We start from the raw sequence: 14,736 nt of genomic DNA on the forward strand, positions 1-14,736 counted from the left end.
GAGGCTTTGATCTGGGTTTCCAGAGTGTCGCGCTCGACAGAAGCCTTACGTTCGGCCATCACCAGCTCCGCAAAATCATTGGGCGAAAAAGGCAGCCATTATAGGCACGCGGGGCGCAAACAGAAACACGAGAGGTGATATGGCTGACGGATAGAATGCCCGGCTGTCGCGGGTAGACATGTCCATACAAGCCATTACAGGTAGCGCAAAAACAAATGTGGGAGCGAGCCTGCTCGCGAATGCGGTGGGTCAGCCAACACTTATGTCGACTGACACTCCGTCTTCGCGAGCAGGCTCGCTCCCACAGGGGTACTGCGTTTTACCACTTACTTAGTGAAACAGTACCGCCGTTTTCTGCAGGGTTACCCACACACCCCACGCCAACGGAATACCCACGGCCAACCAAGCAGCAATCGCCAGCGGCTTGCTGCCCGGCGCGGCTTTCCACTCCAGAACCGTGCTGGCATCAGCACCTTTGTCGTGACCCAGCGCCTGTTCGGCGGCCAGTTCAGCGTCGGTCATGAAGTACTTGTCGGCCACCGGACGAACCAGCATGTTGCACAGGAAGCCCAACACCAGCAGGCCGGCGAGGATGTACAAGGTGATGTCGTAAGCGGCAGCGCGTTCAACGCCGATGCTCAGCTGATATTCACGCAGATAGTTCACCAGCACCGGGCCGAGCACGCCAGCCGCCGCCCAAGCCGTCAGCAGACGGCCGTGGATCGCGCCAACCATTTGCGTACCGAACAGGTCAGCCAGATACGCTGGAACCGTCGCGAAACCACCGCCGTACATCGACAGAATGATGCAGAACGCCGCCACGAACAGCGCAACGTTGCCCAAATGGCCCATATTCGGAATCAGCGCGTACAGGGCAAAACCCAGGGCGAAGAACACGAAGTAGGTATTTTTACGGCCCAGATAGTCCGAGAACGAGGCCCAGAAGAAACGACCACCGATGTTGAACAGGCTCAGCAAACCGGTGAAGCCTGCAGCAATCGCAGCGATCGAAGCCAACTGACCGGCATCGAGCTGACCAAACGGCACATCAACGCCCAGCAGCTTGCCGCCGAACACTTCCTGCAACAGTGGCGACGCCATGCCGAGGATGCCGATACCGGCAGAAACGTTCAGGCACAGTACCAGCCAGACCAGACGGAATTGCGGGGTTTTCCACGCCACATTCACGTGTACGTGACGATTGGTGATCATCGCGTTTGCGGCTTTCTTCGCCGGCGCAGTCCAGCCTTCAGGTTTCCAGCCGGTTGGCGGAACGCGGTACGACAGAGCGCCACCGATCATGAACACGAAGTAGATCGCGGCCATGGCCACGAAGCTCTGCCAGACGCCAACGCCTTCAGCCGAGCCGAAGTGGCTCATCAGCGCAGTCGCCAACGGTGCACCGACCATCGCGCCGCCACCGAAGCCCATGATTGCCATGCCGGTCGCCATGCCGCGCTTGTCCGGGAACCACTTGATCAGGGTCGAGACCGGCGAGATGTAGCCCAGACCGAGACCGATACCGCCGATCACGCCCGAGCCAATCCACATCAGCCAGATCTGGTGGGTATAAATACCCAGCGCCGAAATCAGCAGACCGCCGCACCAGCACAGTGCCGATACAACGCCAGCCTTGCGCGGGCCAGCGTGCTCCAGCCAGCCACCCCAGATCGCTGCCGAGCAACCGAGGAAGATGAAGAACAGCGTGTAGATCCAGCCGAGCATGGAGATCGGCCAGTCGCATTGCGAGGAAAATACTTGTGCGATGAAGCTCATGTCCGGCGCGCAAGTCACTGGCGCGGTGACGCCCAGCGCCTTGGACAGCGGCAACCAGAACACCGAGAAACCGTAGGCCATGCCGATGCACAAGTGGATGGCCAACGCGGCCGGTGGAACCAGCCAGCGGTTGAAACCGGGCTTGGCGATGATGCGCTCCTTGGAGAGGAACGCAGGCTGGGCGGCGCTGAAGCCGTCCGCCGTAATGCTCGTGCTCATTGTGTATCCCCCAATTATTAGTATGGTTCGCCAGCCACTGTTCACCCTCGGCCTTATGCACGCAGGCATGACCGTTTTTTGGGTGAAGCTCCTTGAAGGCGCGACGTTAAGTCGCAGAGGGACGGACGAACGGGGCGAAGGTTACCATTTGCAGGTGACAGAAAAACCAAACTGATATCACCTTTTTCATGTCATCTGATCTCTACACCTGTGTAGGAGCTGTCGAAGGCTGCGATCTTTTGATCCTGTTTATGAAAAACATCAAAAGATCGCAGCGTTCCGCAGCTCCTACACGGGGCAATTTTTGCTGAACGACGGGTGAACCAAGTCCGGAAAATGGCGTCGCAAGCGGGGGCCGAACTGCGCCTGCTGGCACCTGCCGGACATCCTGAAGCTCTGGCCATCGCGGCGAAGTTGCACGCGCCATTAGCGGTACTGGCAACATGACGCCACACCGAACCGGGCATTTGCAGCGCTATACTCCCCGGCTAAATTACGAATTCGACTAATTACAAGGACTCGCCCATGAAAGCGTTCGGCAAAATCCTGGGTCTGGTACTTCTCGGGCTGTTGCTGATCATCGTGGCGGCAGGCTTTGCCCTGACCCACCTCTTCGATCCCAACGACTATAAAGACGAGATCCGCCAGATAGCCCGCGACAAGGCCCACATCGAGCTGACGCTCAATGGCGATATCGGCTGGAGCCTGTTCCCGTGGCTCGGCCTGGAATTGCACGAGGCCAGCGTCGCCACCCTGATCAAACCGGCCGAACCGTTCGCCGATTTGCAGATGCTCGGCCTGTCCGTGCGTGTGTTGCCGCTGCTGCGCCGTGAAGTGCAGATGAGCGACGTGCGCGTCGAAGGCCTGAACCTGCGCCTGAACCGCGACAAGGACGGTCATGGCAACTGGGAAGACATTGGCAAGCTGCCGCAGCCTGCCGGTGCAACGCCGCCTGTCGCAGCCAATCAAGCGGCCAGCGAAACCCCGCCAGCAGCGGAAAAACCACCTCAGCCAATCCGTCTCGACATCGACAGCCTGACCGTCAACAACGCCCGCGTTGAATACAACGACGAGAAGACCGGCAAGCAGTTCAGCGCCGAAAGCATTCAGTTGAGCACCGGCGCGGTTCACGATTCGACCAATATTCCGTTGAAGGCCACCGCTTTCCTCAGCACCAATCAGCCGATGCTGCGGGTTCGCACCGAGCTGAACGGCGAATTGCGCATCGAGCGCGCGCTGCAACGCTACAGGTTCGAAGACATGAAATTGTCCGGCGAACTGACGGGCGATCCGCTGCAAGGCAAAGCCATGACCTTCTCGGCTCAAGGCCAGGTTTCACTGGATAAAGCGGCGAACGTCGCCGAATGGACGGGGATCAAGATCTCCGCTAACCAATTGCGCGCCTTGGGCGAACTGAAAGCCAACGATCTCGACAAGACTCCACAGATCACTGGCGGCCTCTCCATCGCCCAGTTCGATCTGGCGAAATTCGTCGACAGCATCGGCCAGACACTTCCAGCGATGGCCGCCGGCAGCCTGAGCAAAGTCGAACTGGTCAGCCGCATTGCCGCCACGCCAACCAGCGTCGCGTTCGACAACATCAACCTGAAAGTCGACGACAGCAGCTTCAGCGGCCGCATCGCCGTCGAGGATTTCGCCAAGCAATCGCTGCGCGCGATCCTCAAGGCTGACACCTTCAACGTCGACCGCTACCTGCCGCCGAAATCGGAAAAAGCCGCCAACGCCACGCAAGTACGTCAAGCCGAAGTTGCCAGCACCGAAGCCGACGCCATGGCCGGCGCCGGCAGTACGCCGCTGCCGGACAAGCCGACCAAAACCGCGTGGAGCACCGATCGCCTGTTGCCGGTGGAACGTCTGGCCAAGCTCGATGTGGACGCCGATCTGACCTTCGGCCAACTGACCCTCGACAAATTGCCGATCCAGAACGCCGCACTGAAAGCCACCGGCCAGGGCGGCTTGCTGACCCTGACCAACCTGAGCGGCGACTTGTACAACGGCAACTTCGCCGCCAATGGCACCCTTGATGTCCGCCAAACCGCGCCCGTGCTGAATTTGCAGACCAAGCTCAATCGCGTGCCGGTCGATAAAATCCTCGAAAGCCAAGGCAAGAATCCGCCGGTGAAAGGTCTGGTGACGCTCACCAGTAACGTCACCGGCAACGGCAACAGCCAGCAGGCGCTGATCGAAAGCCTCAACGGCAACGCCAGTTTCGTGATCAACAACGGCGTGCTGCTCAACGCCAACCTTGAACAGCAATTGTGCAAAGGCATCGCCACACTCAACCGCAAAACCCTCAGCCGCGAGCCACGCGGCAAAGACACGCCGTTCCAGGAACTCAAGGGCAACCTGACCTTCCGCAACGGCATCGCCAGCAACCCCGATCTGAAAGTGCGCATCCCCGGCATGACCGTCAACGGTGACGGCGACATCGATTTGCGCGTGCTCGGCATGGATTACCGCGTCGGCATCATCGTCGAAGGCGACACCAGCGCCATGCCGGATCCGGCCTGTCAGGTCGGCGAAAAATTCGTCGGCATCGAGTGGCCGCTGCGCTGCCGTGGCCCGCTGGAGCTGGGCGCGAAAGCCTGCCGCGTCGACAACGATCGACTCGGTCAGGTCGCGACCAAACTGGCTGGCGACAAGCTCAGCGACAAGATCGACGAGAAACTCGGTGACAAGGTCAGCCCGGAATTGAAAAACGCACTGAAGGGGCTGTTCAAGCGATGAGAGCGGAGCAGTTTTCCACGGCGGTGCTGGATTGGTTCGACCGCCACGGCCGCCACGATTTGCCTTGGCAGCAGGACATCAATCCCTATCGGGTGTGGGTGTCGGAGATCATGTTGCAGCAGACTCAGGTCAGCACCGTGCTCAACTACTTCGACCGTTTCATGGCTGCGCTGCCGACGGTCGAAGCGCTGGCAGAAGCGCCGGAAGACGAGGTGCTGCACTTGTGGACTGGCCTGGGTTACTACACCCGCGCGCGCAATTTGCAGAAGACCGCGAAGATCGTCGTCAGCCAGTACGGTGGCGAGTTTCCGCGTGACGTTGAAAAGCTTACCGATCTGCCGGGCATCGGCCTGTCCACTGCCGGCGCGATCGCCAGCATCAGCATGGGCCTGCGCGCGCCGATCCTCGACGGCAACGTCAAACGCGTGCTGGCGCGTTTTACTGCGCAAGAGGGGTATCCCGGCGAGCCGAAGGTCGCCAAACAGCTCTGGGCCAACGCTGAGCGCTTTACGCCGCACGATCGGGTCAACGCCTACACCCAGGCGATGATGGATCTCGGCGCCACGCTCTGCACGCGCAGCAAGCCGAGTTGCCTGCTGTGTCCGCTGGAGCGTGGTTGTGAAGCGCACATGCTCGGCCTCGAAACCCGCTACCCGATTCCCAAGCCGCGCAAAGCCATCCCGCAGAAGCGCACGCTGATGCCGATGCTCGCCAACGGCGACGGTGCGATTCTGCTTTACCGTCGCCCCTCGAGCGGTTTGTGGGGCGGTTTGTGGAGCCTGCCGGAACTCGACGACCTCGACGACCTGCAACACCTCGCCGATCAGCACGCGCTGACCATGGGCGAGCAGCAGGCACTGCCGAGCCTGGTCCACACATTCAGCCATTTCCAGCTGTCCATCGAACCCTGGCTGGTCCAGGTGCAGGAGGCCGCCCATCACGTGGCCGAGGCCGACTGGCTCTGGTATAACCTCGCCACCCCGCCGCGCCTGGGCCTCGCCGCCCCGGTCAAAACCTTGCTCGAACGCGCGGCCGCCGTCTTGAATGCAGGAGAGTCGCCATGACCCGCACCGTAATGTGCCGCAAGTACAAAGAAGAACTGCCAGCCCTGGAACGCGCCCCTTTCCCGGGCGCTAAAGGTCAGGATATTTTTGACCACGTCTCGGCGAAGGCCTGGGCCGACTGGCAGAAACACCAGACCCTGCTGATCAATGAAAAGCGTTTGAACATGATGAACGCCGAAGACCGCAAATATCTTCAGGGCGAAATGGACAAGTACTTCTCCGGCGAGGAATACGCTCAAGCCGAAGGCTACGTTCCACCTGCAGAGTAAACCCCGGAAATCGGGGGTCGGATCGTAAGCGACGGAATTAATTTAAGAAATTTTAAAAAAGTCGTTGACGTAAATCCGAAAAACCCTTTTAATGCGCCCCGTTGCCCAGATAGCTCAGTCGGTAGAGCAGGGGATTGAAAATCCCCGTGTCGGCGGTTCGATTCCGTCTCTGGGCACCAAATACCGAAAACCCTGAATCGCAAGATTCAGGGTTTTTTTATGTCTGCGATTTGGCAGACGTTGAAATCGCCTGCATCTTTAGCGACCTAAGCTGCCACTCCTATGCACTCACTCAAGCCTGTCATTCGCTGGCTCGACACAAGCATGCTATAGATGAGTGGTACCCTCTTGGATTGCGATTTTAACTGTACAAATGTACAGTCTCTTTCACCAAGCGGTTACCTCAAGCGACCGCTGGGCAGAACCTGTTAATGAGGTTCTTGACTAACACATTGGCGGGCCGATAATCCGGCACCATTTTCAACATGTCCCTATGGATTGGGGAAAGGGGTTCAACTGTGATCTTCAGCGAACAAAAAGTAGCCCAGATGGCGGTTTACTTTTTGCAAAAACGCGGCGGACGCATGGCCTACATAAAACTCATGAAGCTGCTTTATCTGGCTGACCGTGAGTCGATGGATCGCTATAGCGCCCCCATATCGCACGACTCGCACGTCTCGATGGCGCAGGGCCCTGTGCTGTCTACAACGCTCAACCTCATAACAGGTCAAATCCAGTCGTCTGTCTGGCGAAGCTGGGTAACCTCCGAAGCACAATTCGAAGTATCTCTAAGCCGCGGGCAGACAGACGTCGAAGATTTGGACGAGCTGTCGGATGCAGATATTGAAATCATGGAGCACGTCTGGGAACAGTTCGGGCGAATGAAGCGCTGGGAGCTCGTTGATTACACTCATGAGCACCTGCCAGAGTGGGTAGATCCGGGTCGTTCTTCAACTCCGATCAATCCTCGCGCTGTATTCAGGGCGCTTGGCAAGGACGAAGGTCAGGCAGAAATGCTGGCTCGGGAATTGTTTGAGCGAAAAAGTCTAGGAAGGGCTATTTCTGAGTTGATCTGATGCCAGGGAATATTTTAAGAAAAGGAACTCTACTGATACTCAGCGGCCCATCCAATCATCTTCACATTGTGATGAATGATCCCGTCTACTCTCATGAACATGGCTACGACGGTGTCCTGGCTGTAAATATCTCTTCGGTAAAACCAGGGATCTACCACGATCCTTCATGCATCCTGACTACGAGATGCCATCCTTTCGTAAGATGGGATAGCTGGGTGGTCTATAAGGAGGCTGCCGTCTTTGACTCATCACGTCTCGATTTGAAAGTTGACGAGGGAGAAATCGTCGCCCATCAACCTGTTCTTGATGACTTATATGGAAGAGTTAGATCGGGATTTGATACCTCCCGACACCTTCCTAAAAAGATTGGTAGATTCATACGACAGCATAATTTCTAGCAACATCGTCTTGGGTAGATCAGGTCATATGGATCTGCTACCTGACCTGAAAGCCAAATAAGATCAGCGATCAGCTTTGGATTAGCGGAGCAACGATGATGGAATACGACGACAAACTGATTGAAGAAACCGTGCTTGCCCTGCTGGCAACCTTCAGCTTCAATAACGGCAATTCTTGGAAAGGTTTCGACTTCGAGGTCATGAATCGGCTTCATGAACATGGCTTCATCAGTGACCCGGTGAACAGGAAGAAATCGGTTTGGTTAACCGCTGAAGGGCTGGAACGAGGCAGACAGTTAGCTGATCGACTGTTTGGAGATGAGGCTCAAGCTGAGCATGTATCGGACTCGGATTCCTGACTTCAGAATACGACGACACGCCAAATGTAAAATCTCGTCTTCCACCAAATACCAAAAACCCTGAATCGCAAAATTCAGGGTTTTTTATGTCTGCGATTTGGTAAGGCACGGTTTCATATCGACGGAATCGCCGCACAACGTTTCCCTCCCCTCTCTCTACCCCCTCCCAACCAGCATCAGACCGCGATCAGACCGCGATCAGACGACGATGCCTACAACGCGCGGAGTCGCACATCCCTGAAGTCTCTCAAACCTGTCGGAACGCTCCGTAGGCCACAGCGGAAATGGACGACATACACGACGCTTCGGTTTAGGCAAAATGCGATGAAGAGTTGCCGCATCGCTCCACACCAGATTCACAACACGGAAGTAACCTGAAAACGAGGGAACACAATGTCTTGGGACATCATCGGCATGCTCGCGCTCGTCGCGTTCTGCGCCGGTTTTTTTGATGCGATCGCTGGGGGCGGCGGTTTGATCACCCTGCCTGCTTTATTTCTGGCGGGGGTGGATCCGATCAGCGCCATTGCCACGAACAAGTTTCAGGCGGCATCAGCCACGATCTCGGCCACGGCAACCTTTGCCCGCAAAGGCTTGATCGAATGGCGGGAAGGTCGCTATCTGATGATCTGTGGCTTCATTGGCGGCGCCAGCGGTGCGCTGCTGGTCAGCTCAATCGACAAGCGCTACCTCGAAGCCTGCGTGCCGATCATGTTGATTCTGGTGGCCATCTATTTTGCGCTGTCGCCAAAACTGGCGAATGAAGATCGACGCAAGCGAATAGGAATTCTGCTGTTTTCATTTACCGTTGCGCCCATCCTGGGCTTTTACGACGGTATATTCGGGCCGGGCGTGGGTTCTTTCTTTATCGTAGGATTTGTCCTTCTGTGCGGCTTGGGCATGATGCGCGCCATGAGTTTTACCAAGCTCGCCAACGCATCCTGCAATCTGGGTTCGCTGGCGGTGTTCATCACCAAAGGCGTGATCATCTGGCCAGTCGCAATTGCCATGGCACTGGCGGCGTTTGTCGGCGCGCAGTTAGGCGCGCGTGCCGCTGTTCGGGTCGGGCCGCGACTGATTAAACCGATGCTGATCGTGGTTTGCTGCGCCTTGGCCATCAAACTGCTGAGTGTTGAAAGCAACCCATTGCGCGTTGTGCTCTCGCAGGCAGTGGCCTCGTTTTAAGCGCCAAAGCGCCGCAATCTTGAAAAACCCGCGATCCCCCCAGCGATCCGCCCTTACGGAAAAGGGACATCCTAGATGAACCAGAAACGAACTCGCATCCCCCTGCCCCATCCGCCGCCACCTCGGGAAAGCCTGGTGTCGAGAGGACTGGCGATCATGATCAGCGTGTTTCTGATCAGCACCGGCGCGCTGCTGTGCTACTCGGTCATCGACGGCTTGATTCACGACACCATCACCACCACCACTCGCGGCGGGCCGGCCAAGGTCTACACCCTTGCCGGGCAACCGGGCGCGTACTGGTTTCATATCGTTTTTGAAGGATTTTTTGGCGGATTGCTGCTGGTCGCAGGTGTGGCGTGGCATCGACTGACGCGTATTGGCAAACCTGCGAGCAGGGCCCGGCGTAAATACCGGTAGCACTTGGCGCTCGTAAGAAATGGACTACAGACTCTGCCCGCCAACGTCCTTTTCCTCGGTAGTGTCCTGCATGACCAATCGCCTCTTCCTGCGGATCTCACCGTCTCTCCCGACATACTCAAGCGGCGCCGCCGGGCATGCTTTTGCGTCTGTTCACAACTACGCGGAAGACCCGATGAGCCAGTTAAAACCTGCTGACACGCAAGACCCGAAAATCGATTCATTGCTGGGGGAGCTTGGCGAGTTGATTCGTCAGGCGCGGCAAAAAGTGCTGCGAGCGGTTGATACGATTCAAGTGCAGACCTGCTGGCAGATCGGCCGGCATATCGTCGAGTTTGAGCAACAGGGCGCCCAGCGTGCGGGCTATGGAACGCAACTGCTGGCTCTGCTGGCGAAGGATCTGACGGCTCAGTTCGGGAAGGGGTTTGACGCATCAAATCTGCGCTATATGCGCCTCTTTTATCAGGCGTTTCCAATTCGTGACGCACTGCGTCACGAATTGAGCTGGACCCACTATCGTCGGCTGTTGGGAGTGAACAATGAAAAAGCGCGCCATTGGTACATGGAAGAATCCGCCAACCTGAACTGGTCAAGCCGCGCCCTCGATCGCCAGATTCTCACCCTCTACTACGAGCGACTCCTCCTGAGTCGAGACAAAGCCGACGTGATCGAAGAAGCCACCACCAATATCGAAGCGATGAAATGTAATCCGCGTGAGTTCATTCGCGATCCGGTCATGCTCGAGTTTCTCGGCCTGCCGTCAGCCGGCAAGGTCAGGGAAAGCAGTCTCGAACAAGCCCTCATCGATCACCTGCAGGGCTTTCTGCTCGAACTGGGCAAAGGCTTTTCCTTCGTTGCTCGCCAGCAACGCATCAGTACCGACGGCGTCGATCTGTACATCGATCTGGTGTTCTACAACTACCTGCTCAAATGCTTTGTGATCATCGATCTCAAACGCGGCAAGCTCAGCGCCCGCGATGTCGGGCAGATGGACATGTATGTGCGCATGTACGACGAGCTGATGCGCAGCGAGGGCGACAAGCCGACAGTCGGGATTATTTTGTCTGCCGAGAGCAACGATTCGGTGGCGCGCTATTCAATGCTCAAAGGCAACGAGCAACTGTTCGCCAGCAGTTACAAAACCATATTGCCGAGTGAAGAAGAATTGCGCGCTGAACTCAATCGCGAACAGGCCTTGATCGAGGAACGCATGCTGACTCAATCCACTGAATAAACCCTACGGATTGTTCCCGGGCGGCGCGGAGACTATCGTTGGCAGCTTACCCGTCAAGGTCGAGAGTCATGAGCTGTCAGGACATGCCCGCAACGCAGGATGTGCAGTCAAGGTCGCCGATTTTGAATACTGCTCAAGGCGAGCCTTTCAAAGAATCGGCCGACGACGGGTACGTGCTGGGCGGCTTCACCTGGCGCCACACATCCCCCGACACTCAGCGCCCGGTGGTCATCATCAACGCCGCCACCTCCGTACGCTGCCGCCACTACTCGCGATTCGCCGCCTATCTGTTCGCCAATGGCTTCGACGTCATTACCTACGACTACCGCGGCATCGGCGAATCGCGACAGGCTTCGATCAAAGGCCTGAACGCTTCGTGGACTGATTGGGGCGCGCTGGATTTCGAGGCGATGCTCAAGCGTGCGCAACGCGAGTTTCCCGGTCAGCCGATCGATGTGGTCGGCCACAGTTTTGGCGGTTGCGCGGCGGGTTTGGCCGAGTCCGGGCGAGTTATCCGACGGTTGGTCACTGTCGGCGCGCAGTTCGCCTACTGGCGAGATTATGCCCCCGAGCATCGCTGGCGCATGTTCGGCAAATGGCATCTGCTGATGCCGTTGATGACCCTGTTCTGCAGCTACTTCCCCGGCAAACGCCTCGGCTGGCTGGAAGACACACCGACGGGCGTCGTGCGCGACTGGAGCACGCCTGCCCCGCGTTTTGAAGGGCGCCCAAGCGGTCGCGCACTGATGAAAAAAACCGGCACCCTGCCCTTCGCCAATGTCCGCGCGCAGACGCTGGCCATCAGCATCAGCGACGATCCCTACGGCACGATTGCGGCCATCGAACGCCTGCTCGGCTACTTCAGCAACGCTTCAAAAACCCACCTGCGCATCGAGCCGCAAGACATCGGCGAACAACAAGTCGGACATTTCGCCTTTTTTCGCAGCGCATACCAAGCCACACTATGGCCCATCGCTCTGACCTGGCTGCACACCGGCGCACTGGCCCCCGACACACCGGGGCGGCAAGTCCCGCGCAGCTGAGCCCTCTCAACGCACGACGGAACACATCATGGCCTCCGCCAACAAGCAGCAAAAACGCGCCACCCGGGCCAAAGCCAAGGCCAAGCAGAACCGCACCAAACGCGCTGAAGCGCCGGTTGAGCTGGATCCGAACGACGACCGCATCGACTTCGAATCGGTGGATCTGACCGAGCTGTTCAAGAAAATGATCGACGCAGAGAAGATCAGCCAGCGAGCCCTGTGCACCGCGTTCCTCGAAGACCCGCTGCTGGAACTGGTTTACGAGCAGGAAGGCGAAGAAGGCGCGATGGACTTCATCCTCGCCGCGCTGATCGAGTATCGCCAGTGGTCGCAGGAAACCGACGAGGCCGGCGCGCTGGCATGGATCGAATCACCGGCCTTCCAGGCCGACTATGTGGCGGCGTCCGACGCGATCGCCGCAAACACCCAACAGAAGAACTGAGCTCCCATGGCATCCCTGAACAAGCAACAGAAACGCGCCAAACGCGCCAAGGCCAAAGCCAAGCAAATCCGTATGGTCGGCCGCAAGCCACTGGAACAGGACGAAGACCTCGACCACCTCGCCGAGCCGGTGCCGGAATACGTCCTGGCGATGTTCAGCAAAATGCGCGACGCCGAAGCCATCAGCCGCAACGAAATGCTGCTGACCCTGCTGCGCGAACTGGCGTTCGTCATCGTTGATCATCCTGAACTGCTGGACATGGAAAACGCCGACAACGAAGGCATGGCCGCCACCCACCTGGCCGCCGACATGCTGATCGACTACCGCATGTGGGCCGAAGGCGTAACGATCGAAGAAGCCCAGGCCTGGCTGAGCGAGCCACAGTTCATCACCGATTTCGGGGTCGCGCTGGATGCTTATGGCAAGTCGGTGGAAGCACAGGAAGACAAGAGCGAATAAACATCGCTCACAAACAAAAACGGCCGCTAGTCATCACTGACAGCGGCCGTTTTGCATTACGCGTTATGGATCAGTTCAACACCACCGCGCCACGTTTTTCCAGCTTGCGACGGCGCGCTACCAGCAGGCCAGCAGCCACCACCATCAAACTCAGCAAACCAGTCGCGAGGATCTCCACGCGATGCGCTTCCTGGAACAACATGATCGTCAGGGCCGCGACGATGAAGATGATCACCGCGTAGGTCAAGCCCGGGAACAGCCACATGCTGAAGACGATTTTCTCGCCGCGTGCCATGCGCTGTTTGCGCATACGCAGTTGCGAGAAGGCGATTACCAGGTACACCAACAGGGCGATGGCGCCGGAGCTGGCCAGCAGGAATTCGAACACCGCGGCCGGGGCCACGTAGTTGGCGAACGTGCAGAGGAACGCTGCGCCAGTCGACAACATCACCGCCCAGTAAGGCGTGCCGCTTTTGTTGGTGCGGGTCGACATGGCCGGGGCATCGCCACGCTTGCCGAGGGAGAAGAGCATGCGCGACGAGGTGTAGAGCGCCGAGTTCAGGCAGCTGGTCACCGCGACCAGAACGACGATGTCGACGATCATTTTCGCGTTAGGAATGCCCATGCGCTCAAGCACGGTCTGGTAGGAACCGAGGTTGGCCAGCGTAGGATCGTTCCACGGCACCAGCGCCACAACGATGAAGATCGACACGAGGTAGAACAAGCCGATCCGCCAGATCACCGAGTTGGTGGCCTTGGAGATTTGCTTGCCTGGGTTTTTCGATTCCGCGGCCGCGATGGTCACGATTTCGGTACCCATGAAGGAGAACATAGTAGTCAGGATTGCACCCAGCACCGCGCCCATGCCGTTTGGCAGGAAGCCGCCGCTGTCGAACAGGTGCGACACACCGCTGACCTGGCTGTTCGGCAGGAAGCCGAAAATGGCCGCAAGGCCAAGGCCGATAAAGCCGATGATCGCCAGCACTTTAATCAGCGCAAACCAGAATTCGAACTCGCCGTAATTCTTCACGCTGAACAGGTTGGTGACCGTGAGCAACATGGTGATGATCAGCGCGAAAGCCCAAATGCCTACGCCCGGGAACCATGCGTGGAGGATGGTCGCGGCGGCATTGGCTTCCAGCGGAATAACCAATACCCAGAACCACCAGTACAACCAGCCGATGGTGAAACCGGCCCAGTGCCCGATGGCGCGGTCGGCGTAAGTCGAGAACGAACCGGTGTCCGGCGAGGCAACAGCCATTTCGCCGAGCATGCGCATCACTAACACCACCAGGGTACCGGCGGCGGCGTAAGCCAGCAGCACGGCAGGGCCGGCAGCAGCGATGGCGTGGCCGGAGCCAACGAACAGACCGGCGCCGATCACACCGGCGATCGACAACATGGTCACATGACGCGGTTTGAGCCCTTGTTCAAGGCCATTGGAGCTTGGGGTACTGCTCATCGAAACTACCTTTGCGAGGAAAGCGATTCAGTCCGTCCTGTCTGGTGTGTTCTTTCTCGTAAAAAGAAACCAACAGGGCGTTCCGGATTCTGCACGCAATAAATGCGCCAAAATGTTTCAAAGTCTTCTGGATCGCGGCTTTGCGTGCGACCGGACGGTCATCGCAAGTCCTTGAGATTAATGGCTATTCGCCAGAACGTTACCCTGCGACTCACTTTCAAGACAAATCAGCGCACCAGAAACACACTGAAAAAGTGTGGGATGCACAATAAAAGAGCGAAACCTGTACGTTCGGCCGGATAGCGCTTCCAACACCCCGCCAAAGCTGGCAACATCGCGCCTTTTTTTACGCGACACCCACGGGTTTGCACGATCAAACACCCGTTCGGTTGTTGATGGGGCGACAGTCTGCTGTGCCGATGCGACAACCTGCCACATGCCACCCGTTAACCGCTCGTAGCGCTGTTGGCTGCCATTGAAACGCTATGCTAGCTTGGCCGCCTCGCCAGGAAGGCCACCCAACAGCTGGAGCGCTACATATATGAGGTACGCACATGGCTGAGGCCACTCCCGCGCTTGAAATCC

General features: G+C 57.9%; 13 protein-coding genes, 1 tRNA gene and 2 pseudogenes. 13 read left to right on the forward strand and 3 right to left on the reverse strand.

Annotation, left to right across the window (positions count from 1 at the left end; genetic code table 11):
- Nucleotides 1–95 (reverse strand): annotated as a pseudogene (locus tag ACIP1X_RS24980) (imidazoleglycerol-phosphate dehydratase); the annotation flags it as partial.
- A 235-nt stretch (nucleotides 96–330) separates the two neighbouring features.
- The gene (locus tag ACIP1X_RS24985; protein WP_400755606.1) at nucleotides 331–1,995 is read right to left on the reverse strand and encodes an OFA family MFS transporter; all 1,665 of its coding nucleotides are present in this window, start codon (nucleotides 1,993–1,995) and stop codon (nucleotides 331–333) included.
- 306 nt (nucleotides 1,996–2,301) lie between these two features.
- On the opposite strand from ACIP1X_RS24985, the pseudogene ACIP1X_RS24990 reads away from it, so the two are divergent.
- The 13 genes and pseudogenes from ACIP1X_RS24990 to ACIP1X_RS25050 all read left to right on the forward strand — a co-directional run.
- Nucleotides 2,302–2,442 (forward strand): annotated as a pseudogene (locus tag ACIP1X_RS24990) (aspartate 1-decarboxylase autocleavage activator PanM); the annotation flags it as partial.
- 78 nt (nucleotides 2,443–2,520) lie between these two features.
- A complete protein-coding gene (locus ACIP1X_RS24995; RefSeq protein WP_400755607.1) occupies nucleotides 2,521–4,743 on the forward strand; it encodes an AsmA family protein in 2,223 nt (740 codons plus the stop codon).
- Entirely contained in the window at nucleotides 4,740–5,807 is a 1,068-nt protein-coding gene (gene mutY, locus ACIP1X_RS25000) for an A/G-specific adenine glycosylase (protein ID WP_053116584.1), read from the forward strand. Before ACIP1X_RS24995 ends, mutY begins: the two co-directional genes overlap by 4 nt.
- Nucleotides 5,804–6,076 carry an oxidative damage protection protein gene (locus tag ACIP1X_RS25005; RefSeq protein ID WP_053116583.1) on the forward strand — a complete coding sequence of 91 codons (273 nt, stop codon included), beginning with the start codon at nucleotides 5,804–5,806 and terminating at the stop codon, nucleotides 6,074–6,076. The genes mutY and ACIP1X_RS25005 overlap by 4 nt, the downstream gene beginning before the upstream one ends.
- Before the next feature lie 103 nt (nucleotides 6,077–6,179).
- Nucleotides 6,180–6,255: transfer RNA gene (locus tag ACIP1X_RS25010), tRNA-Phe, on the forward strand.
- Between the two features lie 339 nt (nucleotides 6,256–6,594).
- Complete coding sequence (locus tag ACIP1X_RS25015; protein WP_282356701.1) at nucleotides 6,595–7,152, forward strand: Panacea domain-containing protein; 558 nt, start codon at nucleotides 6,595–6,597, stop codon at nucleotides 7,150–7,152.
- Between the two features lie 496 nt (nucleotides 7,153–7,648).
- Nucleotides 7,649–7,909, forward strand: a complete 261-nt coding sequence (locus tag ACIP1X_RS25020) for a DUF6429 family protein (RefSeq protein WP_282356700.1) — start codon at nucleotides 7,649–7,651, stop codon at nucleotides 7,907–7,909.
- A gap of 393 nt (nucleotides 7,910–8,302) precedes the next feature.
- Nucleotides 8,303–9,094, forward strand: coding sequence for a TSUP family transporter (locus ACIP1X_RS25025; protein WP_053116581.1), 792 nt, complete (start codon nucleotides 8,303–8,305; stop codon nucleotides 9,092–9,094).
- A 75-nt stretch (nucleotides 9,095–9,169) separates the two neighbouring features.
- Nucleotides 9,170–9,511 carry a hypothetical protein gene (locus ACIP1X_RS25030; RefSeq protein ID WP_400755608.1) on the forward strand — a complete coding sequence of 114 codons (342 nt, stop codon included), beginning with the start codon at nucleotides 9,170–9,172 and terminating at the stop codon, nucleotides 9,509–9,511.
- A gap of 175 nt (nucleotides 9,512–9,686) precedes the next feature.
- Nucleotides 9,687–10,745 (forward strand): YhcG family protein, encoded by a 1,059-nt coding sequence (locus ACIP1X_RS25035; protein WP_400755609.1) that lies wholly within the window; start codon nucleotides 9,687–9,689, stop codon nucleotides 10,743–10,745.
- 68 nt (nucleotides 10,746–10,813) lie between these two features.
- Nucleotides 10,814–11,788, forward strand: coding sequence for an alpha/beta fold hydrolase (locus ACIP1X_RS25040; protein WP_400755610.1), 975 nt, complete (start codon nucleotides 10,814–10,816; stop codon nucleotides 11,786–11,788).
- Nucleotides 11,789–11,816: 28 nt separating this feature from the next.
- A complete protein-coding gene (locus ACIP1X_RS25045) occupies nucleotides 11,817–12,230 on the forward strand; it encodes a hypothetical protein (protein ID WP_400755611.1) in 414 nt (137 codons plus the stop codon).
- 6 nt (nucleotides 12,231–12,236) lie between these two features.
- A complete protein-coding gene (locus tag ACIP1X_RS25050; protein WP_008080542.1) occupies nucleotides 12,237–12,689 on the forward strand; it encodes a hypothetical protein in 453 nt (150 codons plus the stop codon).
- A gap of 70 nt (nucleotides 12,690–12,759) precedes the next feature.
- Here the strand turns inward: ACIP1X_RS25050 and gabP are convergent, their stop codons facing one another.
- Nucleotides 12,760–14,151 carry a GABA permease gene (gene gabP, locus ACIP1X_RS25055; RefSeq protein WP_053116576.1) on the reverse strand — a complete coding sequence of 464 codons (1,392 nt, stop codon included), beginning with the start codon at nucleotides 14,149–14,151 and terminating at the stop codon, nucleotides 12,760–12,762.
- Nucleotides 14,152–14,736: the final 585 nt, after the last annotated feature.

Origin of the sequence: Pseudomonas sp. NPDC088885, from assembly GCF_044750025.1 — a bacterium.
Lineage (GTDB): Bacteria > Pseudomonadota > Gammaproteobacteria > Pseudomonadales > Pseudomonadaceae > Aquipseudomonas > Aquipseudomonas rustica.